Source organism: Sulfolobus tengchongensis (assembly GCF_036967215.1).
Taxonomy (GTDB): Archaea; Thermoproteota; Thermoprotei_A; order Sulfolobales; family Sulfolobaceae; genus Saccharolobus; species Saccharolobus tengchongensis_A.
Genome location: NZ_CP146016.1, coordinates 105,936 through 132,386 on the forward strand (window position 1 = coordinate 105,936; position 26,451 = coordinate 132,386).

Here is a 26,451-nt window from a genome sequence, read left to right on the forward strand (position 1 = left end):
TGAATAGTTGATGAATAACCAGGCTGATGAATATGAGGTGGCTTAAAAAGAGGGAGGTAATAATATATTTCCTACTTTTCAAAAAGTTTAGATACGAAAAGTTTAATATAGGTGATGCTTTTTATGTTTTAAAACCCTATTTCTCTAAAAAAGTATCGTACAGTAGTATAAAGTATATGAGCAAAATAGGGCTAATAACTAAATTAAATAGTGTCGAATATAGGCTCAATCCTTTTGAGGATTTCGTCCTTACCTTTTTAGCTAAAGCTTATCTAGAAAGAAGGTCTATTCTTCGTCGTAGAATTCGATAGTAATCTTAACTTTAACCTCTTTCCTGCTTAATGGAGGAATTTTATCCCCAAAATCTACTCCTACGCTTATTGGATTCCCCATAGAGTCTGTAAATCTAACGTCTGCTACATAGTGAATATCTTGTCTTTGATTTAACATATTCATTAGCTCTGAGTATATCCTGGAAAGTGCCATCTGTAATGATAATGGGCTAGAGAAATCTTCTGGTTTTAGTTGTATCGCTTTGAAATTGCCCATTACTTCCCCGATTTTGGCTTTTCCTTCAAATTCAACTTTTATTGTGGGTTGGCTCATATATATCGCATAAATATTATACTTACGCTCCTTATTAAAAGTAGCGCATAATAAAAGAAAAGTCTAAAAAATGTTACCCTTACTTTTTCCTTATAGCAATTTCGATTGTTGAAACTCTTGACTGTCTTCCGTCCTGGCTTGTTACTACTTGGCTTCCTATTCTAATCTCCTTAATCTCTATCTTGTCTGGTAAGAATCTATTCCTTACTATTTCTACAGTATCTACAGCCTTGCTAATAGCTCTTCCTCTAGCTTTAATTACTATTTCACTAACTCCTTGGTTTAATAGAGTTAAGGCAGCTAAGACATAGTTCATTACTGGTTTCTTTCCTATTAATACTACATTACTTGGAGTTGGGGTTGCACTGCTCATTTTTTCCACCTTTTTGGTCTCAAATACACATTCATATGAAGCTAAAAAAGTTAACCGAATAGAGTAACACTTCGATAACTCTTTTAAAAGATCTTACCATGGTAAAGATTTTTTCTAGCTATGATTAATGTAGTGTATAAAAACTCCTGCCCTAACTGTGGTGGAGATATTTCCGCTTCTAGGCTATTAAATGGGCTCCCGTGCGAATCTTGCCTTCCCTATCTTACTAAGTTAGACAACGAGGATCATGTCTCAAGGGTAAAGGTATTATATAATATTCTAATTAATGATAACAAAATTAAAAACTATTGGAATTTATACTATAATATCACAACTTACGAATCTGTATTTAAATATTTTAAAGATAAAACGGGATATGAACCATGGTCTCTTCAAAAATTGTGGTTAAGAAGACTTGTTAATAATCAAAGCTTTACCATGTCTGCTCCCACTGGATTAGGAAAGACCACAACACTAATGGTGTATTCAGTTTTCGTTAATCACGGTGTTGTGTATATAGTTCCCACTAAATCATTAATGGAACAAGTTTGTAAGAGGTTGGAAAAATTAGGAGCTAATGTATCTTGTGGAAAAGTAGATGACAAGAAGGTAAGTGTGATAACTATAAATTACCTAAATAGGAATATAGACTCGATAGCTTATTTCAAACCAACATTAGTTGCAATAGATGATGCTGATGCCGTAATAAAGAGTGGTAAGACAACTGATAGGTTGGTCAGCCTATTAGGTATTCCAAAAGAGGTATATGAAAGTGCTATTCAGCTAATTAGGCTTAAAAATAAGTATTATTTCTCTAATGACGAATATAGTGAAGAAATTAAGGATAAAATTAGAGAATTGGAACTCAAGATAGCCGAATTTAAGGATAAAATCTCACAATTAGTAATAGCTAGCGCTACTATAAGACCTAAGGGTATAAAGCAGAAAGCTTTAAGGCTACTAACTGGATTTGAACCTTCATCTATTCAACTATATGCTAGAAATATTGTGGATACTTACATCAATAGTCTAGATCTTTCTATTATTAAAGAATTAGGATCAGGAGGTTTAATTCTAGTTTCAAAAGAGTATGGAAAAAATAAGCTAAAGGAAATAAAGGACTATGTCGACAGTCTAGGTTTTAATTCAAAAATTGCAGTTAGTGGCAGGAAGTTTCTTGATGAGTTTTCCCAAGGAAAGATAGATATCCTTATAGGTTCAGCCTCGTATTATGGCGTGGCTGTTAGAGGTATAGATGAACCTAAAAGGTTAAAATATGTGATATTTTACGGAGTACCTAAAGTAAAAGTTAATTTGTTTGATGCTTTGTCTAATCCCTTTACACTACTTAGAGTAGCCAAATTACTTAATATAGATCTTTCAGATTTGCAGAATAAGATTTTAGTACTGAGCCCCTCAGAAGTGCAAGTTTTAAAGTTCTCTATAATTAAAGATGAGTTAATTAATAACCCGAAGTTAGAAAGAATAAGAGAAGATCTGGTATCGTATATTTCACTTATCAAGGACAAATTAAGAGAAGTAGGAAAAAACATAATTATCTCTGACAATTTTGTTATTACTAAACAAGCCTCAAACTATTATATAACTTATCCAGACATAATAACTTATTTACAAGGTTCCGGAAGGGCTAGTAGGCTCTTTAATGGTGGGTTAACTCTAGGGTTATCGATTATACTTGTAGATGATAATTACTTATTTGAAATATTAAAGAGAAAGATGCAAAAATTATATCCTACGGCATCATTTCTCTCAATATCCGATTTTAATCTATTAGAATTGAAAGCTAAGTTAGATGAATCTAGAAGGGACGAGGGAAACAGAGTACATTTCAATATATCTACTGGTCTTCTTATAGTCGAGTCTCCTACAAAAGCCAAGACTATAGCTAAGTTATTTAGTAGACCGTCAGTAAGGGTTGTAAACAAAATACCAATTTATGAAAGTATAATAGTAGACGGTAACCAAATTTACGTGCTTGATATTGTAGCTTCTAAAGGGCATGTTACAGACTTAACTTTAGACGATGTAGGTTACCACGGTGTAAAGATAGATAATAACGGAGATATAAGACCATTTTACAGTTTGATAAAGAGATGTTTAGACTGCAATAAGTCATTTTCAAGCTCTTCAGAAAGATGCCCATATTGTGGCTCTGAAAATGTGCAATCAGTCGAAACTTCAATAGATCTGCTTAGAGAGCTTGCTCTGTCAGTTGACAATGTATTCATAGCATCAGATCCAGATACTGAAGGCGAGAAGATAGCATTTGATCTAGCATCGCTACTATCTCCATATAACTCAAATATCTATAGAGTAACGTATCATGAAATTACTAAGAAGGCTATATTAGAGGCATTGAGAAATCCTAAAAAGATTAACATTAATCTGGTAATGAGTCAAATAGTTAGGAGAATAGAAGATAGGTGGATAGGATTTGAACTAAGTAGTTTACTTAAAACAAAGTTTAATGAATACAATCATGGTGCTGGTAGGGTACAAACTCCAGTTCTAGGCTGGATAGCAGATAAGACACTCAAGTACAAAAATAATATGGGATATGTCGTTTATATAGATGTTGCAGGTTATTCCATTAAAAAATACTTTAACAGTAAAGATAAAATGCAAGAGTATATAAATGGTCTAAAAGAAATCAGTATCGAAAAAATTTCTGAGGACAAAGTACTGTTATCGCCCGTTCCTCCCTTCACTACGGATACTCTACTTATTGAGGCTAATATGAAGTTTAAATTGCCTGCAACCGTCGTTATGAGAATTGCTCAAGACTTATTTGAAGCTGGATTGATAACCTATCATAGAACAGATAGCACTCGTATTTCATCGGTTGGCATAGAGATAGCAAAGGAGTATCTACATAAGCATGGGTTAGCATCAGACTTTATTCCTAGATCGTGGGAATCCTCAGATGAGGGGGCCCATGAGGCAATAAGACCTACTAGAACTATAGATGTTAATGAATTAACTCAGGAAATAGAGGAAAATCCATATAGATACCCCATAAGATTTAGCAAGCTACATTTCCTAATTTATGACTTAATATTTAGAAGATTTATTGCCAGTCAAATGTTGCATGCAATAGGTACTAAAACTAAGTATTTGATAGTAATTAACGATAATGATAAAATTACTGTAGAACTATTAACTAACGTCGAAGGTGGTTTCAGTAAGGTCTACCCAATGAAAGTATATAACCTGCCTTTAGGTAAAGTACAACCTAAAATCAGAACCAGTAGAGGATCAAGTGAGCAATTACTGAATTATTCAGACGTTATATCGTTAATGAAATCCAAAGGGATTGGAAGGCCTAGCACGTATGCAAAGACAATAGAAAATCTTGTTAGACATGGATATGTTATCAGCAGTAAGAAAAAGTCGTATTTAATAGCAACAAAACGTGGTATTTCAGTGTATCAGTTCTTACGTTCTAAGTTCTATGACCTAGTATCTGAAGAAACGACATCTAGGTTAATGACCAAATTGGATGATATAGCATTGAATAAGTTAAATGCCTCTAATGTTATATTGGAGATCTACAATGAAATTTCAACGTTAGTAAACTCTCTTAAGTCTGAGCTGAATGTATGATATGCGTCTTCTATCCCTTACTTCACTTCCGGTTTGTACACTTACCAGCTGTATGCCATCACCTAATCTATCCTTTAACGAATTATAAACATCCACTGCCTTAGAGATTTCTTTTCCTATTCCCTTTAATATTACTTCATCAAGTCCTTGATTAAATAAGACGATTATATCTAAAACGTGATCTTCTACACTTCTTGATCTTCTAACGATCACTTCATTCAATTTCTGCGACATTTTCTCTCACGTGTCATAAACGGATATGCAAAAATAAATCTAATGTTCAGTAACACGGGCCCTTATCACCATTCAAATTGAAGGGCGTCATCATCAATAAGAAAGTTTATCCTACGAATATTTTAAGCTTTGTAAGTATGCAACAGCATTTAATAATAAGTATACTATCACGTCTTTTCCTACGTGATAGTATTTTTGTACAAACTGATAGGAGGTATCTATAGCTTCTCTGATCTTAACCTCTTCTATGGCACTAAATGGTATTTTTCTCAGTATTTCCTCTGGGTTATTTATTAAATCAATTGGTTTAAATAATACCTCTACTTCATTATCGCCAGATTTGAAATCAGCTACAAATATCTCATTATTATTTAAAGGCGCAAATGAGGAATAATATTCTTCAGATTTGACAATTTCTATGAAATCTTCATATAAGCACCATCTATTTTCTCTACTGTCAACATCTACGAAAGACATAACTTTATACTTGCCGTTAGTTCTTCTAAGTTGTTTCAATTTATTTTCTAAGCTCTTTGCTGAAACTCCTAAGATTTCTGACAATTCACTAACAGTATATGCACCACCTTTTAAACTGTGATATATGCTTATGTTCAAATCGAATAGCCAGGGCCTTATTTGTGCATGAGCAAGTATAGCTTCAGTTAATGGTCCAGCATTTTCTGTGTACACTATCTTTATTTTACCCTCTTTCACTTTTCTAATAAATTCTAAGGTTTTTCTTATACTAAAGTATCTCTTTATGGTTTGTCTTAATGCTTCCCTTATTAGGAATTTGTCTTCAGATTGATTAACTTTTGAGATCTTACCAAAGCTTGGCAGGATTTCTTTAAGCGTTGCAACGTAGACTGGAGACCTCAGTATAGATTTCAATATGATTTTTTTAATTTTAGATTCATCCATGTTTATTATTTCTTTTAGTAAATCTGTTGGCGTTCCTTTTACAGAAAATCCATATATTGAACTTCTGCTGGAGGCGTTTAATGTATATTTCTTTGTTACTAAATAAAGTAAAATATGAGATAAAGTGTTTGAGACTTTTTCATCGATTAACACTGTATAAATCCATTCATCTTCCTTATTCTCCACTAATATGACATTTTCCGTAGGCATATCAAGGCCTCGCTTACCATATTCGCTTATTAGTTTCATTATACTTTCCTTAGAATTCTTATCCATAATTTCATTCATTAATAAATAATATTCATTTATATCTCTCATAATTTTCTTAATATATTCCACCATCAGTGAGGACTTCGATGTATTTTCTCCTTTCCATATTGGTATTTCACCTTCACCTTCATTTGCAGGAGTGACATCTATCGTATTCTTATTTGTGTTTATCCTTACTACTTTCCAGAATTTTCCACTTATCCTTATTACATCATTTGATCTCACGTGTTTGTAAACGTAGACTGCGTCTATCTCACCTACTGTTACTCCATTATACTTTAAGGTAAAAGTCTCATCATTGTTAATTAGCGAAAAGAATTCGGAGAAATCTTTTCCCCAGCCACTCTTTATATCTCTATTGAACCTCCATATTTTAAAAAATCCTTGACCTAGTTTTAATGAGTCATCCTCTATTTTTATAATATTATTTTTAGCTAAATAATTGACAAGTTCCATAAATTTTGAGAATTCCAAATTTCTATAAACGAATGCTCCATGAATGACATTATAGGCTTCCTCAATCCCTACCTTCTGATTTTGTAATATCATGCCTACTAGCTCTCTTGCAACTACATCTAAACCATCATCTATGAAAGGTTTTTCTATTTCACCATTCTTAGCTGAAAGATATAATGCAAATGCTTCTAATACATCGAAGTCATAAAAACATATTATTTCTCCTTTAGGAACTCCATGTACTAGATGCCCACTTCTACCTAATCTTTGAAGAAATGACGCAACAGAAGTTGGAGGTCTAAGCATAATTACCTTTTTAATATCACCTACGTGTATTCCTAGTTCCAATGTTTTCGTGCAAACAACTGCTTTTGCGTTACCACTCCTTAGTTCTCCTTCTGCTAAATTCTTAAGATCTCTAGAAACTGAAGAGTGATGAACATAAATTTCTTTATTTCCTAACTTCTCTAACTCTTCATGTAATCTTTCTGTCGAAAATCTAGAGTTTGTAAAGACTAGAGTAGGTCTTTCTATTAGTTGGTTTATTTTGTCTGCCGCATTCTTCCACAGAGAAGGAACATTATGATCAATTTTGTGTATCCTTATCTCAAAATTTCTGCTGTCATTTAGTCTTATTATTGACATTTTTCTTTCAGAAGATCCAAAGAGAAATTTAGCGACTTTTTTCTCGTCATTTACCGTTGCTGATAAACCAATCCTTTGAAAATCGTATCCGATAAAGTTCTTCAATCTCTCTAATAGTATAGCTAATTGAGTACCTCGTTTTGAGTTTATTAGTTCGTGTATTTCATCCACTATAACCCATCTAACGTTTTTATAATGTTCCCTAAACCTGCTTGCCCAGTCTAAATCAATTTCCAACCCTTCTGGTGTTGTAACCATTATATGCGGGATTCTCTTTAATCTTAAGTTCTTCTCCTTCTGGGGTACCTCTCCATGTTTCCTATTGACCAAAAATCCTAACCTAGATGACCACCATTCAATTCTGTACAGGAGATCATTAATCAGAGCTTTTAATGGTGTAATGTAGATCACAGTTACAGGTTTTACATCTTCCTTCAACATTTTGTTTAAAATTGGCAGTAAAGCTGCTTCAGTTTTTCCATAACCTGTTGGGGCTATAATAAGAGTATTATGTCCGTTACTTATTGGTTCGAAAGACATTTCTTGTATATTAGTCAGCTTGCTCCAGTTCTTTTCCTTTATCAGTTGTCTTAATCGCTGGTCAAGTCTATCTAGCATTAATTATCACACCAAATTTACTGAATAGCACCATTTACCGTTATTTTTAAAAATATAAAATCAACGATCAATCTATGACACAGAAATACACTTGTAATACATGCGGTAGAGTTTTCCCGGAGGGTCAAGGGGTCATTCTTGAGGTAGGTAGCGATAAATTATACTTCCACAGCAAAGCATGTGCTTACAAATTTCTTAAAGAAATTGTTATAGGATCTGATACTGATTGTATTAGCTCTTCATTAAAAAAGGTAAAAAAGAAATATGAAGAGATCTTAGAAGCAGCTAGCAAAAAAGCTGAAAAGAAAATTTAGCAGTTAGAAAATAAATACTTAGCTAATAGGTGCAGTTTTATTTAGGCTAGGTAATATTTATATTCGAGCGAAAATGCAGATTAACCTTACTAGAGTAAACTCATATGAATGGCGTATTGATAAAGGCGTTCAAAGTTGTATGAAAGTGCCTGTTACTGTATTTGCAGATGATGTTCTGATAGAGAAAATGAAACAAGATTTAACTTTAAGGCAGGCTACAAATGTTGCCTGTTTACCTGGAGTTCAAGAGTCCATTTACGTCTTACCAGATGGTCATCAAGGTTATGGTTTCCCAATTGGAGGAATAGCAGCTACATCAATTGATGAAGGAGGTGTAGTAAGTCCAGGTGGTATTGGATATGACATAAATTGTGGAGTTAGGCTACTTAGGACAAATTTAGATTATAAGGATGTAAAGCCCAAATTGGCTCAACTAGTTGAAGAGTTACATAGAAATGTTCCTAGTGGTGTAGGAAGTGAAGGTAAAGTGAAACTAACAACTCAACAGTTAGATCAACTACTAGCCGAAGGAGTAGCCTGGGCGGTAGAGAAAGGCTTTGGATGGAAAGAAGATATGGACCATATTGAACAACACGGTAGCTGGGAATTAGCAGATCCTTCAAAAGTAAGTCCAATAGCAAAACAGAGAGGAGCCTCTCAATTGGGTACTCTAGGTGCAGGCAATCATTTCTTAGAAATCCAAGTTGTAGATAAGATATACGATACTCAAATTGCGAAAGCGTTAGGAGTAGATCATGAAGGGCAAGTGATGGTGATGGTGCATACAGGTTCTAGAGGGCTAGGTCATCAAATAGCTAGTGATTACTTACAGATAATGGAAAGAGCAATGAAGAAATATAACATTCAACTTCCAGATAGAGAATTAGCAGCTGTACCTTTTGAGAGCAGAGAAGGACAAGATTACTTTCATGCAATGGCGTCTGGAGCTAACTTTGCATGGTCGAATAGACAATTAATAACTCACTGGGCAAGAGAAAGCTTTGGTAGAGTATTTGGAGTAGATCCTGAGAAGTTAGATCTTCATATAGTTTATGACGTAGCTCATAATATAGCTAAGATTGAAGAATATACTATTGAAGGTAAAAGGAAAAAGGTATTAGTACATAGAAAAGGCGCTACGAGAGCATTTCCTCCCGGAAGTCCAGAAATTCCTGCTGATCATAGGAACACTGGCCAAGTAGTTTTAATTCCGGGCAGTATGGGTACTGCTAGTTATGTAATGGTTGGTATACCAGAGGGTAGAAGAACCTGGTTCACTGCACCTCATGGGGCTGGAAGATGGATGTCTAGAGAGGCGGCTGTAAGAAACTATCCTGCAAATGTAGTTGTAGAGACTTTAGCTGAAAAAGGAATAGTTGTGAAGGCCGCTACACGAAGAGTCATAGCAGAAGAAGCACCTGGAGCTTATAAAGATGTAGATAGAGTAGCTAAAGTAGCTCATGAAGTTAAGATAGCAAAGTTAGTTATGCGTTTGAGACCTATAGGGGTTACGAAAGGATGATAAGCAGAGATGAGCTTTTAAAGAACCCCATTGAGGATATTACACTTAATGATCTAGAGAAATATAAGGATATAACTGATATATTTAACAAAATATACGGTTTTAGTAGTGAAAATATAGTTAATGGATCTAGAATACTTAAAGAGATGATTAAGACTGCTGACTTGAGATTTTTATCATTTACTGCTAACTTAGTTTCAACTGGATTAAGGGGACTGTTTGCAGATCTTATAGAAAAAGGATACTTTAATGTTATAGTGACCACAGGAGGTACCGTGGACCATGATTTGGCTAGAAGTTTTGGTGGAAAATACTACAAAGGTTCTTTTGAGTTAGATGATGCTATGTTAAAGGATTTAGAGATTCATAGATTAGGCAATATTTTGGTACCCTTTGAATCTTATGGTAAGATAATAGAAGATGTTGTAAGGAAGTTCTTGCCAGAAATAATTAAAGATAAAAGAGAAATTGGAGTATATGAACTATTGTGGGAGTTTGGGAAGAGAATTAACGATCCTCATTCGATTCTGAGGAAAGCTTATGAAAAGAAGGTTCCAATAATAGTACCTGGAATAGTTGATGGTAGTTTTGGTACAAATCTATTTATACAATCGCAATTTCTAAATTTTAGAATCAATTTATTTGAAGATATGCGTCTTATTAAAGATTTAATATTCTCCTGCAAGAAGAGCGGCGCATTAATAATTGGTGGAGGTATAAGTAAGCATCATACGATATGGTGGAATCAGTTCAAGGATGGCCTAGATTATGCGGTCTATGTGACTACTGCTCAAGAATATGATGGTAGTTTAAGTGGAGCTAAGCCCAGGGAAGCCATATCGTGGAATAAGATTAGGCCTAATGCTCAGCATGTTACTATATATGGAGATGCTACAGTAATAGTTCCTATTTTGGCTGCGTCTTTATTAAGCTAAAACTTTAATATATAAGGTGTAACACTTATGTCTGCCAAAGAGAAGTTTACTAGCTTATCGCCAGCGGAATTCTTTAAAAGGAATCCTGAATTAGCTGGTTTTCCTAATCCAGCTAGGGCTCTTTATCAAACGGTTAGGGAGTTAATGGAGAATTCCTTGGACGCAACCGATGTTCACGGGATATTACCTAACCTTAAAATTGTAATCGATTTAGTTGACGAATCTAGACAGATATATAAGGTTAATGTAGTTGATAACGGAATAGGTCTTCCACCTCATGAGGTTCCTAATGCGTTTGGAAGGGTATTATATAGTTCAAAATATGTGAATAGACAAACTAGGGGTATGTACGGTCTTGGTGTTAAGGCAGCGGTTTTATATAGTCAAATGCATCAAGATAGGCCTATAGAAATTGAGACTTCTCCCATAAATTCTAAAAGAATATATATATTTAAGTTAAAGATTGATATAAACAAAAATGAACCAGTAATTGTAGAGAGAGGATCCATAGTAAATGACAAAGGTTTTCATGGCACTTCAGTATCGATATACATTCCCGGAGATTGGACTAAAGCTAAACCTAGAATTTATGAATATATTAAAAGAACCTATATCATAACTCCGTATGCGGAATTCATCTTTAAAGATCCAGAAGGAAATGTTACGTATTATCCTAGACTCACAAATAAAATTCCTAAACCACCTCAAGAGGTTAAGCCTCATCCTTACGGGGTTGATAGAGAAGAAATAAAGATAATGATAAATAATCTGAAGAGAGACTACACAATAAAAGAATTCTTAATAAATGAATTTCAAAGTATAGGAGAGACCACTGCAGATAAAATCTTAGAGTTAGCAGGTTTAAAATCCAATAAAAAAGTTAAGAACTTAACAGAGGAGGAAATAACCAGATTAGTTGAGGTTTTTAAGAAATACGAAGATTTTAGATCACCTTCAGCAGACTCACTGTCCGTAATAGGTGAGGATTTAATAGAGTTAGGGTTAAAGAAAATATTTAATCCAGAATTTGTTGCTTCTATCACTAGAAGACCTAAAGCATATCAAGGGCATCCCTTTATAGTGGAAGCCGGTATTGCCTTTGGTGGAAGTGTTCCAGTTGGTGAGGAACCAATAGTTCTTAGATATGCTAATAAGATTCCATTAATATATGATGAGAAGTCTGATGTTATATGGAAAGTAGTAGAGGAATTGGATTGGAAGAGATATGGAATAGAATCTGAGCAATATCAGATGGTTGTCATGGTTCATTTGTGTAGTACCAAAATCCCTTATAAAAGTGCAGGTAAGGAAAGTATAGCGGAAGTTGAAGATATTGAAAAAGAAATAAAAAATGCATTAATGGAGGTTGCAAGGAAACTCAAGCAGTATTTGACAGAGAAGAGAAAGGAAGAGGAGGCAAAGAAAAAATTACTTACTTATCTGAAATACGTTCCCGAAGTCAGTAGGTCATTTGCGACCTTTCTAGTGAATGGTAATAAAGAGCTAGTTTCAAAATATCAAAGTGAGATAGAGAATGAATTGTTTGGACTAATTTCTAAGAAGTTAAATTTAATTGATATCAACGAATATAGAAAAATGTATAAGGTGGATAGTGAATGAGTTCAGAACTTACATCTAAAGTCGATAAAGAGGCTAGAAGAAAGGCTGCTAATATACTACGTGACAAGTTTCTAAACTTAATCGAGCAGCTTAAAAGAGGCGAGCCCTTAGTTATGGAAATTCCAATGAGAACATTATCTAATGCCATCTATGACGAAAAAAGAAAATTACTCCTATTAGGAGAGAAGAAACTCAAAAGAAATTTTCTAGATTTAAACGAAGCTAAAAGATTCATGCAGACAGCGTTAATGGCTTCTATTATTTATGACGCGTTAATTAATGATGAATATCCCACGATACGTGATCTTTATTATAGGGGGAAACACTCTCTTCTGTTAAAGTCTATTCAAGATAATAGGACAATATCTGAGGAAAATACTTGGGACGAACAAAAGGAATCTGATAGTGTAATAGTAGATATTGAAGTATTTACGTCTTTGTTAAGAGAGGAAATGCTTATCCTTAGTAAAGAAAAAGGGAAGGTAGTAGGTAATTTAAGAATAAGGAGTGGAAATGATGTGATAGATCTAAGTAAAACTGGTCATGGTGCGTACGCGATTGAACCTACACCAGATCTGATAGATTTCTTAGATGTGGATGCTGAATTCGTATTAGTAGTAGAGAAGGATGCAGTGTTTCAGCAGTTACATAGGGCTGGTTTTTGGAAACAATATAAGTCAATTTTGATAACAAGTGCAGGCCAACCAGATAGGGCAACTAGAAGATTCGTTAGAAGGCTTAATGAAGAACTGAAATTGCCAGTGTATATCTTAACTGATGCTGACCCTTACGGATGGTATATATTTAGCGTGTTTAGAATAGGTTCGATATCATTGTCTTATGAGAGTGAGAGATTAGCTACGCCAGACGCTAAATTCTTAGGGGTATCAATGAGCGACATTTTTGGAAATGCTAAAAAGAAACCATATTTAAGCGATGCCGAAAGAAAGAATTATATAATCAAGGCTAAAGACGCTGATATAAAGAGGGCCGAAGAAATTAAGAATTATGAATGGTTTAAAACAAGAGCATGGCAAGAAGAGATAAATACATTTTTGCAAAAGAAGTCAAAATTGGAAATAGAGGCTATGGCTAGTAAGGGTCTCAAATTCCTTGCATTTCAATATATTCCAGAGAAGATAACTAACAAGGACTACATAGCTTAATCAGCCGAGACAGGTTATTTCATTTTATCAATCTTATGGGTTTCATCACTTCTATTCAATATACCCTAAAATCTCATTAAAAGTATTTCTCTTACATATATTACAATAAATGTAGATGGTCTTTTGAGAACTTATGTCAAAACTTATATTTAGTATTCGTTCAGTATTACACTCTGTACATCTTATTTTCCATGGCATACTTTAATAACTAGTTTGAAGTAAAATAAAATTGCTGTGAAGACCTAGCTAGGCCTGAAAAGTGATGAAGGGCCAAAGCTCAGAGCGGTTTAATAAGAGTAAGAGTTTAAAGTTTAACACTTTTTATATGATAGAGGGTTAAAGATGAGTATAACGTACACGACAGTCGGTGATTTGAAAGTAGGTAGTTATGTAGTAATAGATGGAGAACCATGTAGAGTAGTAGAGATAACTAAAGCGAAAACCGGAAAGCATGGCAGTGCAAAGGCTAACGTAGTAGCTATAGGTGTCTTTAGCGGGGCTAAAAAGACATTAATGGCACCTGTTGACCAGCAAGTTGAAGTTCCCATAATTGAGAAGCATGTGGGTCAAATAATTGCCGATATGGGAGATAAAATACAGATAATGGACCTAGAAACCTATGAAACTTTCGAAATGGAAAAACCTACAGAGGATGAAATAGCATCTAAAGTAAGGCCCAACGCTGAAGTGGAATATTGGGAAATAATGGGAAGAAGAAAAATAGTTAGGGTTAAGTAATAATGCTAGAGAATATAAGGGATGCAGTAAGAAAGTTTTTAACAGGCTCCACACCCTATGAGAGAGCCGTAGACGAGTTCATAAAAGATCTTCAGAAAGCTCTCATCTCATCTGACGTTAATGTTAAGCTAGTTTTTTCCTTAACAGCAAAGATCAAAGAAAGATTAAGTAAAGAGAAACCTCCTTCTGTTTTGGAGAGAAAGGAATGGTTTATATCTATAGTCTACGACGAGCTATCTAAATTATTTGGAGGGGATAAAGAACCAAACGTTAATCCCAACAAATTACCTTATGTCATAATGTTAGTTGGCGTTCAAGGTAGTGGAAAAACCACTACAGCAGGGAAATTAGCTTATTTTTACAAAAAGAGAGGCTACAAAGTTGGGTTAGTTGCTGCTGATGTATATAGACCAGCTGCATATGAACAATTAACGCAATTAGGTAATCAGATCGGCGTACCCGTATACGGTGAGCCAAATAATCCAAACGCTGTAGAGATAGCAAAAAGAGGTGTGGATATTTTCGTTAAAAGCAAAGTGGATATTATTATAGTAGATACCGCAGGTAGGCATGGATATGGTGAAGAAAACAAACTTCTAGAGGAAATGAAGGAGATGTATGAAGTATTAAAACCAGATGATGTTATTCTAGTTATAGATGCTTCTATTGGTCAAAAAGCTTATGATTTGGCATCTAGATTTCATCAAGCAAGTCCCATAGGTTCTATAATAATAACTAAGATGGATGGTACTGCGAAAGGAGGAGGTGCATTATCAGCAGTCGCAGCTACTGGGGCTACGATAAAATTCATAGGTACTGGAGAAAAAATAGACGAGTTAGAGGTATTTAATCCTAAGAGATATGTCTCCCGAATACTTGGCATGGGAGATATAGAAGCTATATTAGAAAAAGTAAAGGGATTAGAGGAATATGAAAGAATACAGAAGAAAATGGGAGATGTTATCGAGGGTAAAGGAAAGTTGACGCTTAAAGATGTTTACGCTCAAATGGTAGCCTTAAGAAAAATGGGTCCTCTTTCTAAGGTGTTGCAACATATTCCTGGACTAGGCGTTATGCTTCCAAATCCCAGCGAAGAGCAGTTAAAATTAGGAGAAGAAAAAATTAGGAGATGGATGGCTGCTTTAAATTCCATGACATACAAGGAATTAGAGAATCCAAATATAATTGACAAGTCGAGGATGAGAAGAATAGCTGAAGGGGCTGGATTAGAGATAGATGAGGTAAGAGAACTTTTAGAATGGTATAATAACATGAATAAGTTGCTAAAAATGGTTAAAAGAAGGAGGGGCGATATTGAGAAACTCTTCGGAGGAAAAATCGGATAAATGGATAATAGAAAAAGCAATGCGTTTACTATCTAAGTATCCCCTATGTGATAGTTGTTTAGGTCGCTGTTTTGCACGATTAGGATATGGTCTAGAAAATAGGGAAAGAGGCAAGGCTATAAAAATCTCACTTATGCTTTATTTAGACGAGAAGATAAAAAATCATGAGATTACGGATCTTTCCTCAATTAAAGGTATAATGGAGAATCTTGGATCAATAGGAGAGAAATGGTTTAAATTGTATTTTTCTTTAGACTTCCAAACGCATGCATGCTATATATGCAAAAATGAAATAGAGGAAATAAAGCGGGACTTTGCTTCCAAGGCCCTTGAATTATTATCACAGTCTAAAGCTAAGAATTATGTACTGGGTGTGGAATTAGATGAAGAAATAAAAAGAAAAGAAAACGAGCTTATTAAGGAATTTAATCTTTTATATTATGAAAGTATTAAATACGAAATAAAGAGGGAAGTTGGTAAAATACTAACTGAGAAAGGTTATCCTCCAAATCTAGAGAATCCTGAAATCGAAATAGTTTACAGACTTTCTGACAAACAAATTTTTATTATTCAAAAGAATACAAGGATGTTATACGTTTATAATCGCTTAAGCAGAAATATACCAATATCGTCTTGGTTTTCTAGAGAAAAAGATAAGAAAGGTCTCGACACGTTACTTCAAAAAAAGATTATACTTGCATTTTCTGAACCTTCAGAAGTAAGAATTTTTGTCGATTATCCTTTGGTTATAGAAAATGAAAATAGGGAGAAGATAGAAGTATATGGATATAATATTTTGAGAGTAATGCAAATAGGGAGAAGAGAGTTATATGCTATATCTGTCTCTAAACCAGTAATGAAGAAATATAGGGTTTCCTTCTATTCTCATAATGAACTTCAAGGTGCAATGAGAGTATATGATAATTTGTACGATATCTATATTGACGCTAGATCATTTGAAGAATTAAAGGAGAAAGTAAATAAGTTACAATCTGAGCACGATATCATAGTATTAGCTATTGATCTAATTGATATCGATGGTAAAATCAAAAATATAATTGAAACATACGTGAAATCTTTTTAACTAGTAGAATAATAGCTAGTTTATGAAGATAGGTCTCATAGGTTTAGGAATAATGGGATACAGAATTGCTGCAAATTTAGCAAAAGCAGGCAAGCTTAATGTAGTTTTTGATAGGACTCAAGATAAAATGGAAAAGTTCGTTAAAGAATATAAGGTTGCAAAATCTTCAACCACTAAGGAACTTGTTGAATCATCAGACGTTATAATAACTATGCTAGCCGATGATAATGCAGTAAAGTCTGTTGTAGAGCCACTAACACCTTTAATGAAGGGTAAGATTTTAATTGACATGAGTACAATAAGCCCTACGTTAAGTATCAGCCTTGCAAGGAAAATAGAGAATAGTGGTGGCTTAATGTACGACGCACCAGTTATAGGAACCTCGACATTTGTTGAACAGAAAAAATTAGTAGTGTTAGTAGGCGGACCAAAGGATAAGTTTGACGTAGTTTATGACATAGCTAAGGAAACAGCGTCCGCTGTAGTATATATGGGTTCAAACGGCATGGGACTTTATGCTAAATTGGTAAATAACTTACTTTTAGGCTCTTATATTGCAGCAGTTGCGGAAGCTTATAACTTTGGAGTAAGAGCTGGTTTAGATCCTCAACAAATAGCTAATATTTTAACTACCTTAAGTAGCGCTAGGTCTCCCACAACTGAGTTAAAAGCTCCAAAGCTATTGAAAGAAGATTATTCTACTCAATTTGCTACTAAACACATGAGTAAAGATTTGGAAATTATTTCAAGAGAAGCGCAGAACTTGAAGGTTATAACACCAATATCTTCATTAGCGTTACAATTATATAAAATGGCAGAGGCATTAGGTTATTCTGAAGCCGATTTTATTTCAATCGTTGAGGTATTCAAAAGGCTTTCCCCTAAAACCTAAAATCCTTTTTTCCAAAAATTTCTTATGCACATTAATATTTCTGGTAAAAGGGTTCTCATTACAGCGTCAACTGAAGGGATAGGTAGAGGTATTGCAGAAGCCTTTTTAAGAGAAGGTTGCAATGTTGTGATATCCTCTAGAAATGAAGAGAAGGTAAAGAAAGCATTACTAGAGATGAGAAATATAAGCCCATCTGTATGGGGCTTCGTATCTGATTTAACAGATCTTAGATCATTAGAGGAATTAGTTAAGTCTAGTATTGAAATTATGAATGGAATAGATATTTTAATAATAAATTCTGGAAATCCACCCCGAGAGCCCTCTTATTTCTTTGAAAACACTTTAGATGATTGGGACTATTCAATCAAATTATATCTCCTAAGCGCAATAAAATTAGTAAATTTAACTCATGAATACATGAGAGCTCAAAGATGGGGCAGAATATTTTTCCTTTCTTCTTGGACAGTTAAGGAGCCACAAAGGATGTTTTCATTAGCTGACATATCAAGAGCCCCTTTAATTCAAATGGCAAAACTACTTAGCAAGGAACTGGGCGGATATAACATAACTGTTAATACAATTTTAATGGGAAGCTTTGAGACAGAAGGTGCAAAAAAATCTCTGAGAAGATATGCTGAAAAAACTGGCGAGCCTTTAGACTTTGTGTGGAAAAGAGAGGTCATTTCACAAATACCTATTGGCAGAACGGGAAATATAAAAGAGGAATTAGGTTCCCTATTAGTGTTTTTGTCCTCAGACTATGGTAGCTACATTAATGGTACGTCAATTCTAATTGATGGCGGGATGACTAGGTCGATTTAAGAGCTAATGGAAACCTTTAATATTACCCTTGAAGGACTTAAGGTATTATCCTTCATCTAAGTCATGGAAAGGTTTATAAAATTAGTCCTATATTAGTATTATAGAGAAAATATGAGTGCAGGGAAAAAGCCAGTAAAAGTAAAAACACCAAGTGGGAAAGAGATGGAATTAACTCCAGAGAAAGTGTGGGCTTTAGCACCTAAGGGCAGAAAAGGTGTGAAAATAGGTTTGTTCAAAGACCCAGAATCGGGTAAATATTTTAGGCACAAACTACCAGATGACTACCCCATATAACTTTAAAATTATTTCCCTTTTTTGATAAAGTGATGAACATTATTTTAAAGATAAGTGGGAAATTTTTTGACGAGGATAATGTAAATAATCTATTAACCTTAAGGGAAAGTGTAGAGAGCTTAATTAAACATGGATTCAGAGTAGGAATAGTTACTGGTGGGGGTTCCACAGCTAGACGATATATAAAATTGGCGAGAGAAATTGGGATAGGTGAAGCTTATTTAGATTTGTTAGGTATATGGGCATCTAGACTTAATGCCTACTTAGTGATGTTTTCTTTGCAAGATCTGGCTTATATGCACGTTCCTCAAAGCTTAGAGGAATTTATACAAGATTGGTCTCATGGAAAGGTTGTAGTGACTGGTGGATTTCAGCCGGGACAATCTACCGCGGCCGTGGCTGCTTTAGTGGCTGAGGCATCCTCTTCTAAGACGTTGATTGTAGCCACTAACGTTGATGGTGTCTATGAGAAAGATCCGAGAATTTATAATGACGTAAAGTTACTACCTCATTTAACTACTGCAGATTTAAGAAAAATTCTAGAATCGTCACAATCAGTTCAAGCAGGTACATATGAGCTATTAGATCCCTTAGCTATAAAGATAGTTGAGCGTTCAAAGATAAGAGTTATAGTGATGAATTATAGAAAACTTGATAAGATAATTAACATATTAAATGGTAAGGAAGTATCATCGGTAATAGAACCAGCGTGAGATTATGTCAATTTTAGAAGATCCGGAGTTTGTAAAGCTAAGGCAATTTAAAGGTAAGGTTAATCTTGATCTGGTAATGCAAATATTGGATGAGATAGAGCTAGATTTAAGGGGAAGTAATAACATTAAGACGACTATAATATACGTTTACTCAAGCCATCTAGATGAGGTAAGAAAGAATAAAGAATTTTATGATATAATTGCCGATATATTGCAGAAATATTACCAAAAAATAGGCATAGAGAATGTAAGTCAATTGATACTAAACACTATAAGATAATTCGTATTTCGAACCTTTCTTTACCGAATTCATTATATATCCTTTACCTTAACTCTCACTCATATGGTAAAAGTAGGTATTTTAGATTCAACTCTAAGAGAAGGCGAACAGACTCCTGGTGTGATATTCACTGTAGAACAAAGGGTGGAGATTGCTAAGGCATTATCTGATTTAGGAGTAGCTATGATAGAAGCAGGTCATCCAGCGGTTTCTCCAGATATTTATGAGGGAATCAAAAAAATAATTAAACTAAAGAAAGAAGGAGTTATAACATCAGAAATTGTAGGTCACAGTAGAGCAGTTAAAAGGGATATAGAAATTGCAGCCGAATTAGAAGTAGATAGAATAGCGATATTTTATGGTGTTAGTGATATTCATTTAAAAGCTAAACATAAGACTACTAGAGAGGAGGCCCTAAGGGTAATAGCTGAGACTATTAGCTATGCTAAAAGTCATGGCGTTAAAGTGAGATTTACTGCTGAAGATGGGTCAAGAACAGACTTCGAATTCCTAGTTACTGTTTCCAGAGTAGCTAGGGATGCTGGAGCTGATAGGGTAAGCATAGCCGATACTGTTGGAATATTATATCCATCCAAAACTAAGGAATTGTTCAGTGCATTAATAAAAGAGGTCCCAAACTTGGAATTTGATATACATGCCCACAATGACTTAGGTTTAGCGGTTGCTAATGCATTAGCAGCAGTAGAGGGTGGTGCTACAATCGTTCATACCACAGTTAATGGACTTGGCGAGAGAGTGGGTATAGTTCCTCTGCAACAGATAGCTGCTGCAATTAAATATCATTTTGGGATAGATGTAGTAAAGCTGGATAAGTTACAATACGTATCAAGTCTTGTCGAGAAATACAGCGGTATCCCTATGCCACCTAATTATCCTATAACTGGGGATTATGCATTTTTGCATAAAGCAGGAGTTCATGTTGCAGGTGTGCTTAATGATCCTAGAACATACGAGTTTATGCCACCAGAGACATTTGGTAGATCAAGGGATTATACTATAGATAAATACACTGGAAAACACGCATTAAGAGACAAATATGAAAAATTGGGTGTAAAGTTATCTGATGCAGAAATAGATCAAATATTAGCTAAAATTAAATCTAATACCACAGTTAGATTTTATAGAGATGTAGATTTACTAGAGTTAGCTGAAGAAGTAACTGGGAGGATATTAAAACCAAGGCCACCAGAACATATAGAAGCGCTTATTTCTGTTAAGTGCGACTCCAACGTTTACACTACTTCAGTTACTAGACGCTTATCAGTAATTTCTGGTGTTAAGGAGGTTATGGAGATTTCAGGAGATTATGATATCTTAGTCAAAGTAGAGGCTAAAGACTCTAATGATCTAAACCAGATAATTGAAAGTATAAGAGCTACTAAAGGAGTGAAGTCGACTCTAACTTCTCTAGTTCTTAAGAGAATGTAAATTCCCTTCTAAAACTTTTTAAGGATAAGGTATTTTATATTTAAAATGTGCGGGGGTGCCCGAGCTGGTCAAAGGGGGCGGACTCAAGACCCTACAGTAAGAGATCCGCTGGCGAAGGCCTTCGCGGGTTCAAATCCCGTCCCCCGCATACATTTCTTCAATTTTGCCTTGTTCATCAGCCAATATTATCTTATCATAAAGTTCTTTACAGAAAACGCCAGTCTCTATTACTGCTGGTATTTCTTTAACAGTCTTATCAAACTTGCATAAATCTTCGTCTTTTACACTAACGTCTAAAATAGCATTTCCATTATCTGAAATAATTGGTCCTATTTTACCAGTTCCCTCTCTAACTTTCACGTTAAATCCTCTTTTTTCTAGCTCTTTCTTAACGTAATTTAAACTGATACTTATCACCTCCACTGGAACATCAATAATTTTAATGTCTTTCAATTTACTAAACTCTCCTATAAATATTCTGTATTCTGAAAAATAAGCTAAAACTTTCTCTCTTAGCAATGCACCTCCTCCACCTTTTATCATAATACCATTTTTTGTAACTAGATCAAAACTATCAATATAGACTAATGGCTGGATTCCGGAGAGAGGTGAGATAACGTTAAAGCCATATTTACTTAATTCAATTTCAGTGTCAATAGAGCTTGCTATAAACAGAGAATCTTTTCTTATACTATCATCTCCGCTTAAAACCTCTATTAATTTCCTCACGGTTCTTCCAGTACCTATACCGATTACTTTCTTTCCCTTTAAGTAGCTTAATACGTATGTTGCTAGTAATTCTTTTGCATCCACGAGTAAATGGTTAGTGCAACAAATATAAAACCTATGTCAGCGTTTGCACATCCTTCTTCATCTAAATCATTATAAGCCTGGAAGTTCATCACTAATCTTTACTTTATGATAATACAATAAGGTAATAAAAAATATATTAGCAATATAGTAGATTGAAGTATGTCAAACTCTAACCACCTGGCTAACGAAAGGACCTTATTAGCGTGGATACGTACGGGTATTGCTCTTATAGGTTTTGGTTTTGTAATTGCCGTTGAAAGCAGTTCCCATAAAGGCACGAAGTTTATATGCTATACTTACAATTTGCTTTTTAGGTCCCACTCTAGATGTTGATGGTAAATTTCCGAATGGTGGTGGGGTTAAAACAAGATGTGGAGGGTTTTCTCAAAGGGTGAGTGGGGGTTATCCCTCTAATGGGATTGGAAAGGATAAGCGGAAAAATCCGTGACTTCGGTGAAATCCAGGGGTCGAGAGTTGAATACAAAGTATACGAGATTCAATGAGACCCAAACCCCAAATTTGTACTCTTTTTACATATTTTAAAGGCTAATAGTGGCCAATCTTTGTCGTCTGTAATTTATAGCGAGATCATGATAATTTTTGGTGTAGTTACAGTGATTTATGGATTATATACCTAATCTGTCTTATGAAAAAGACTTAGAAAAAGGAAGATTAAACCTAAGAAAACTCAAAATACTATCTTTGCGTTGGCAATTATAATTTTAGCCATTATTCTTTCATTTCTCCTAATTATTCTAGAGATTTAATTATAACGAAGTTAGTTTTGCCTTCTTTTTGTTTGGGGTCTCCTCCTACTATAATAACTTTCTTGAATTTTGTACCTTTCATCTTTTCTTCGGCCAATTTTACTGAATCCTCTATTATTTCATCTATAGAGTTCATTTTCTTACTTATAATAATGGGTATTACACCGTAACATAATTTTAACCTTTTAGCTAATTTTGGGTTAGGGCATATTCCTATTATGTCTTTCTCTGGTCTTAATCTAGATACTCGTAGTACAGAGTTTCCAGATCTAGTATACACTATTATTGCGTCAGCCTTGGATATTTTGCAAGCGTTTACAGATGCTAATGCGATGGCATCACTTTCATTATTTAATGGTCCAATTGATCTATGATGAATACTTTTCTCTACATTACTAATAATATTGTGTAATGTTTTTATACTTTCAACTGGATAATTCCCTATGGCCGTTTCGTCACTTAACATAATTGCGTCAACACCCTGCATAATAGAGTTAGATATATCTATAATTTCGGCTCTAGTGGGTATAGGATTGTTTATCATTGAAGTTAGTACTTGAGTAGCCAAAATAACTGGTTTTCCAAAAACTCTTGCTATTCTTATTATTCTTCTTTGGATTAAAGGTAAATTTTCTAATCCGTTTTCTACTCCTAAATCGCCTCTAGCTACCATAACCCCATCAGCTTCTTTGACAATATTAACCAAGTTCTTTAGTGCTTCACTTTTTTCAATTTTGGCAATAATCCAGGCATCACCTTTTACAAGTTCCTTCACTTTTTTTACATCATTCTCGTTGATTACAAAAGAAAGTCCTATATAGTCTGCACCTAAATCTAAGGCCCTCTTCAATAATCGCAGATCATTTTCAGTTATTCCCGATTTTAAATTTACATTAGGAATATTTATTCCTTTTCTCGGTAATAAAATACCACCTTCTATTACTATTCCTTCTACTTGATCTTTTTTGACTGAAGTTACCTTTACCCTTATTGTGCCATCTGCAATTAAAATATATGAACCCTCCTTAACTGCAGAATAGAATAGCTCATCATCTACTGGAATTCCGTTATTTTGGGAGAAAATTATCTTATCTCCTTTCTTCACTTCTATTGGCCCATTAAAATCTCCTAACCTCAGCTTAGGTCCGGGGAGATCGACTAAAATTCCAGCTTCTGGGGCATATGTTTTAATGAGATCAAAGTATTTTTTATGGGACTCCTCGTCTCCATGCGCAAAATTAATTCTAAAAACGTCTACATACTCGGCTAGTTCTTTTACTTTTACCTCAGAGGAAGGACCTAAAGTAGCTACTATCTTAGTTTTTCTCATCACATAACCTTGCTTGCTACTTCTTTAATCTTTTCGCATGCCTCCTTTAATCCATTCTCGCATGCTTTTCTTAATACATCATTACTTTCTCTGATTGCTCCTAATTTTCTATACGCTATGCCTATCTTTAGTAAAAATTCTGGTTTAATATTCTCATTCTTTAAATCATTATATAATTTATCAAGAGAATCTTTCTTATTTAATTTAACTATAGTATCTAGTGCTAGATCGATATACTCACTCATTTTATTCGTAATAGCATAACAATAAACTATCCTCTTAATATTTGCACACGCAGATATATCAAATATCTTACCTAAAGAATTTAAGATGTTTACAACGGCATCGCAACTTGCAGTATCTATCACATTACATATGATCCAGTTCGAGTCCTTAATATTTTCAGGGGTTATTATCTTAGAGAGTAAATCTATCCCTTGCTCAACAAACCCGTCAAGGATCAGCTTTTTGGCTTCAATTAATTTTTTTCTAAGCTCTTGACTTTCGCTCATCAATAATACTCTACGCATTAATGGTTTAAATGATTTCCTTAAAGCTAGCGCTAAATACGTTTCAATAGCATGTACGCAATTGAAAGACTACTTCTGAATAAAATTAAGTCTGTTTATAATTAGGCAATAAGATTTTAACCAGTCTAAAGTGAAGTTGAGATGAATTACCATATTAAGAGTTACACTGCCTATCACGACATTTTACAAATGTTGTTACTTTTATATGTTGCCTCTACAAAATCTAAAATCTTTCAATTTATAATAAATTATAATATAGACTAAAAGCAGATTTTAACCTTATACGAAATATCACATAAATCATTTTATTGATGATAATATCTGGAAATATAACCAAGATCAGTAACCTTACTTAATGCGAAATCTGATGCGTATTTGCCAATTGCGGGTCCATAACTCCATCCTAGTCTGCAAGCTCCAGTAGCTAACACTACATTGTTTTTCCTTCCTATTATTGGGAATCCATCTGGGGAACAAGGTCTAAAGCCAATATTAAGATCATATACGTAGTATATATCCACAATCTTTTCAGCCCTTTTTAGAAACCCTTCAGCTCTTATAGAATCATTTGAGAAATCAGCGTCGAAACCACCCGTTATTTTTATATGATCGCTTAAGGGAGATATTGCCAAACCATAATCAACGATAACAGAGGCTTGCTTTAATTTACTAACTCCCCTTACTCTATATCCATAGCCCTTAAACGCAGTTATTGGTACTTTTAGATATCTAGACCATATTCCGGAAGCGACCACTATTACGTCATATTTTTCGTCGTTTATATATCCATCCTCTGATATTTTGTTAACCATCTTATTTACGATAGTAACGTTACTTTCTATTTCCCTTATAATTCTATTAATGAATTTTTCAGTAGAAATTCTACTTAACTCTGGAAAGAATATTCCACCAGCAAAGCCTTCAACTTCCATCACTTCAAATTTGGGATTAAAAGGGCTTTTTCGTTCCTCTTCTATTCCCTTCTCTAATTCTCTATGACTATAATACAATTCTAAAAGGCCATCTTCATGATAATCAAAATCGTTTTTTTCTTCTGCTAATCTTTTATATTCCGATAGGGAGAATCTAGCCATTTCTCTTAGTGTATCCCAAGCGTCCTGAGGTGGATTCTTTTCCAAATTTTTAATAAGCTCGGTTAACCAGAGTTTATCGACTTCCTTTATGTCCGTGGCTCCATTTATTTTATACTTTAGCATCTTTTTAACCATATTTATGGTATTTATTCTATCAAATCTATATGGTTCTATTAATCCAGCAGCGTGAATGGAACCTGCACCAGGAAAACTTTTTTCGTAGATCACTAGATCTTTTATTCCTTCTCTAGTCAGATAATAAGCCGTGAATAAGCCTACTATGCCACCACCAACTATTCCAACTTTCAAGTTAATTCTTTAACTAATTTCTCAGCAACTTTTTTAATTTTACTTTGATGTAATGTTAGTTCTTCTAGATACTTGACATTTGCCTTTAATTCTTCTAAAGTGATGAAGTTTTCCTTGAGCAATAAAATCGCAGTCCTCCAAGCTAATATCCTAACATTTGCCTTTCTGTTCTTTAGAAACTCAAAAAACCTATCTTTATCAGACGAATCGAAGATACCTTCATGAACTAGTGTTACAAATAATCTCCACGCTTTCTTTCTTATTGTAGGGTAAATGCTTCTTAATAATCTCCAATACGTATATCTAATACTTCTAACGTAAGTTTTAGTAACAATTTCTAGCTGGATTAGTTTCAATACATTATTCCATGCAGACCATTTTATCTTATCCGAATAAGCAGTAAGGGCTCTCTCAATCCCTTCTACTTGTAAGATCTTATATATATGTAAATTCCTCCAAGCTTCATCTCTGACGCCTTGTAATCTATGCCATAACAATGACCTTAAATATGCCTTGTACGGGATTAGCTCTTTAATGTTTCCATTATCTAACAATAGGTTTATTGATTTCCATCCAATATCCCTTTCTGAGCTATCCTTACTTTTCAATAGGGTGAGTATTTCTTTTATGGATTTTAATAAATACTCAATATCTTTTTTATCTAAAGCTTCTTTTAGCTTCATGTT

Annotated in this window: 26 protein-coding genes, 1 tRNA gene and 1 pseudogene; 19 read left to right on the forward strand and 9 right to left on the reverse strand. The window is 34.3% G+C overall.

The window, feature by feature from the left end; translation table 11 throughout:
• Window positions 1–26 precede the first annotated feature (26 nt).
• Complete coding sequence (locus tag V6M85_RS00670) at window positions 27–311, forward strand: hypothetical protein (RefSeq protein ID WP_338601729.1); 285 nt, start codon at window positions 27–29, stop codon at window positions 309–311.
• Here V6M85_RS00670 and V6M85_RS00675 read toward each other — a convergent pair.
• Both V6M85_RS00675 and alba1 read right to left on the reverse strand, forming a co-directional pair.
• Complete coding sequence (locus V6M85_RS00675) at window positions 286–606, reverse strand: hypothetical protein (protein ID WP_338601731.1); 321 nt, start codon at window positions 604–606, stop codon at window positions 286–288. The two genes, V6M85_RS00670 and V6M85_RS00675, sit on opposite strands and share 26 nt — an antisense overlap.
• A 79-nt stretch (window positions 607–685) precedes the next feature.
• Window positions 686–979 (reverse strand): chromatin protein Alba1, encoded by a 294-nt coding sequence (gene alba1, locus V6M85_RS00680; protein WP_338601733.1) that lies wholly within the window; start codon window positions 977–979, stop codon window positions 686–688.
• Between the two features lie 120 nt (window positions 980–1,099).
• On the opposite strand from alba1, the gene rgy reads away from it, so the two are divergent.
• Window positions 1,100–4,603 (forward strand): reverse gyrase, encoded by a 3,504-nt coding sequence (rgy, locus tag V6M85_RS00685; RefSeq protein WP_338601736.1) that lies wholly within the window; start codon window positions 1,100–1,102, stop codon window positions 4,601–4,603.
• Here the strand turns inward: rgy and V6M85_RS00690 are convergent.
• Together V6M85_RS00690 and V6M85_RS00695 are read right to left on the reverse strand one after the other, a co-directional pair.
• Window positions 4,568–4,837, reverse strand: a complete 270-nt coding sequence (locus tag V6M85_RS00690; RefSeq protein WP_338601739.1) for a DNA-binding protein — start codon at window positions 4,835–4,837, stop codon at window positions 4,568–4,570. The genes rgy and V6M85_RS00690 overlap by 36 nt on opposite strands.
• Window positions 4,838–4,948: 111 nt before the next feature.
• Entirely contained in the window at window positions 4,949–7,747 is a 2,799-nt protein-coding gene (locus tag V6M85_RS00695) for a DEAD/DEAH box helicase (RefSeq protein WP_338601742.1), read from the reverse strand.
• Window positions 7,748–7,821: 74 nt separating this feature from the next.
• Between V6M85_RS00695 and V6M85_RS00700 the strand changes: the two genes are divergently transcribed.
• The 15 genes from V6M85_RS00700 to V6M85_RS00770 all read left to right on the forward strand — a co-directional run bounded on the left by V6M85_RS00700 (window position 7,822) and on the right by V6M85_RS00770 (window position 21,070).
• Window positions 7,822–8,061, forward strand: coding sequence for a hypothetical protein (locus V6M85_RS00700; RefSeq protein WP_338601745.1), 240 nt, complete (start codon window positions 7,822–7,824; stop codon window positions 8,059–8,061).
• A 73-nt stretch (window positions 8,062–8,134) separates the two neighbouring features.
• Window positions 8,135–9,583, forward strand: a complete 1,449-nt coding sequence (locus V6M85_RS00705) for an RtcB family protein (protein WP_338601748.1) — start codon at window positions 8,135–8,137, stop codon at window positions 9,581–9,583.
• Window positions 9,580–10,518: a deoxyhypusine synthase gene (locus tag V6M85_RS00710; RefSeq protein WP_338601750.1), complete on the forward strand. Its 939-nt coding sequence runs from the start codon at window positions 9,580–9,582 to the stop codon at window positions 10,516–10,518. The genes V6M85_RS00705 and V6M85_RS00710 overlap by 4 nt, the downstream gene beginning before the upstream one ends.
• Before the next feature lie 27 nt (window positions 10,519–10,545).
• Complete coding sequence (locus V6M85_RS00715) at window positions 10,546–12,138, forward strand: DNA topoisomerase VI subunit B (RefSeq protein WP_338601752.1); 1,593 nt, start codon at window positions 10,546–10,548, stop codon at window positions 12,136–12,138.
• Window positions 12,135–13,304, forward strand: a complete 1,170-nt coding sequence (locus tag V6M85_RS00720; protein ID WP_338601755.1) for a DNA topoisomerase IV subunit A — start codon at window positions 12,135–12,137, stop codon at window positions 13,302–13,304. The genes V6M85_RS00715 and V6M85_RS00720 overlap by 4 nt, the downstream gene beginning before the upstream one ends.
• Window positions 13,305–13,646: 342 nt before the next feature.
• Window positions 13,647–14,042 (forward strand): translation initiation factor IF-5A, encoded by a 396-nt coding sequence (locus V6M85_RS00725; protein ID WP_338601758.1) that lies wholly within the window; start codon window positions 13,647–13,649, stop codon window positions 14,040–14,042.
• 2 nt (window positions 14,043–14,044) lie between these two features.
• A complete protein-coding gene (locus tag V6M85_RS00730) occupies window positions 14,045–15,388 on the forward strand; it encodes a signal recognition particle protein Srp54 (protein WP_338601760.1) in 1,344 nt (447 codons plus the stop codon).
• Window positions 15,357–16,472 (forward strand): pseudouridylate synthase, encoded by a 1,116-nt coding sequence (locus V6M85_RS00735; RefSeq protein WP_338601762.1) that lies wholly within the window; start codon window positions 15,357–15,359, stop codon window positions 16,470–16,472. The genes V6M85_RS00730 and V6M85_RS00735 overlap by 32 nt, the downstream gene beginning before the upstream one ends.
• Before the next feature lie 22 nt (window positions 16,473–16,494).
• Window positions 16,495–17,364, forward strand: coding sequence for an NAD(P)-dependent oxidoreductase (locus tag V6M85_RS00740; RefSeq protein ID WP_338601765.1), 870 nt, complete (start codon window positions 16,495–16,497; stop codon window positions 17,362–17,364).
• A gap of 24 nt (window positions 17,365–17,388) precedes the next feature.
• Window positions 17,389–18,186, forward strand: a complete 798-nt coding sequence (locus V6M85_RS00745) for an SDR family oxidoreductase (RefSeq protein ID WP_338601768.1) — start codon at window positions 17,389–17,391, stop codon at window positions 18,184–18,186.
• A 111-nt stretch (window positions 18,187–18,297) separates the two neighbouring features.
• Window positions 18,298–18,480, forward strand: coding sequence for a chromatin protein Cren7 (locus V6M85_RS00750; protein ID WP_338601771.1), 183 nt, complete (start codon window positions 18,298–18,300; stop codon window positions 18,478–18,480).
• 32 nt (window positions 18,481–18,512) lie between these two features.
• Complete coding sequence (pyrH, locus tag V6M85_RS00755; RefSeq protein WP_338601773.1) at window positions 18,513–19,193, forward strand: UMP kinase; 681 nt, start codon at window positions 18,513–18,515, stop codon at window positions 19,191–19,193.
• A gap of 4 nt (window positions 19,194–19,197) precedes the next feature.
• Window positions 19,198–19,473, forward strand: coding sequence for a hypothetical protein (locus V6M85_RS00760; protein ID WP_338601775.1), 276 nt, complete (start codon window positions 19,198–19,200; stop codon window positions 19,471–19,473).
• Between the two features lie 63 nt (window positions 19,474–19,536).
• Window positions 19,537–20,922 (forward strand): homocitrate synthase, encoded by a 1,386-nt coding sequence (gene lysS / locus V6M85_RS00765; RefSeq protein ID WP_338601778.1) that lies wholly within the window; start codon window positions 19,537–19,539, stop codon window positions 20,920–20,922.
• 49 nt (window positions 20,923–20,971) lie between these two features.
• Window positions 20,972–21,070 (forward strand) — tRNA-Leu (locus tag V6M85_RS00770).
• Here V6M85_RS00770 and rpiA read toward each other — a convergent pair.
• Window positions 21,052–21,735, reverse strand: coding sequence for a ribose 5-phosphate isomerase A (gene rpiA / locus V6M85_RS00775; protein WP_338601780.1), 684 nt, complete (start codon window positions 21,733–21,735; stop codon window positions 21,052–21,054). The genes V6M85_RS00770 and rpiA overlap by 19 nt on opposite strands.
• A gap of 159 nt (window positions 21,736–21,894) precedes the next feature.
• On the opposite strand from rpiA, the pseudogene V6M85_RS00780 reads away from it, so the two are divergent.
• Together V6M85_RS00780 and V6M85_RS00785 are read left to right on the forward strand one after the other, a co-directional pair.
• A pseudogene (locus tag V6M85_RS00780) lies at window positions 21,895–21,987 on the forward strand (DUF202 domain-containing protein); the annotation flags it as partial.
• Window positions 21,983–22,183 (forward strand): hypothetical protein, encoded by a 201-nt coding sequence (locus V6M85_RS00785; RefSeq protein WP_338604861.1) that lies wholly within the window; start codon window positions 21,983–21,985, stop codon window positions 22,181–22,183. The pseudogene V6M85_RS00780 and the gene V6M85_RS00785, both read left to right, overlap by 5 nt.
• 302 nt (window positions 22,184–22,485) lie before the next feature.
• On the opposite strand, the gene pyk is transcribed toward V6M85_RS00785, so the two are convergent.
• From pyk to V6M85_RS00805, 4 genes are all read right to left on the reverse strand, one after another.
• A complete protein-coding gene (gene pyk, locus V6M85_RS00790; protein WP_338601783.1) occupies window positions 22,486–23,832 on the reverse strand; it encodes a pyruvate kinase in 1,347 nt (448 codons plus the stop codon).
• Window positions 23,832–24,344, reverse strand: a complete 513-nt coding sequence (locus V6M85_RS00795) for a DUF1955 domain-containing protein (protein ID WP_338601785.1) — start codon at window positions 24,342–24,344, stop codon at window positions 23,832–23,834. Before V6M85_RS00795 ends, pyk begins: the two co-directional genes overlap by 1 nt.
• 323 nt (window positions 24,345–24,667) lie before the next feature.
• Complete coding sequence (locus V6M85_RS00800) at window positions 24,668–25,765, reverse strand: FAD-dependent oxidoreductase (protein WP_338601787.1); 1,098 nt, start codon at window positions 25,763–25,765, stop codon at window positions 24,668–24,670.
• Window positions 25,762–26,448: a hypothetical protein gene (locus V6M85_RS00805; protein ID WP_338601789.1), complete on the reverse strand. Its 687-nt coding sequence runs from the start codon at window positions 26,446–26,448 to the stop codon at window positions 25,762–25,764. Before V6M85_RS00805 ends, V6M85_RS00800 begins: the two co-directional genes overlap by 4 nt.
• Between the last annotated feature and the right edge of the window lie 3 nt (window positions 26,449–26,451).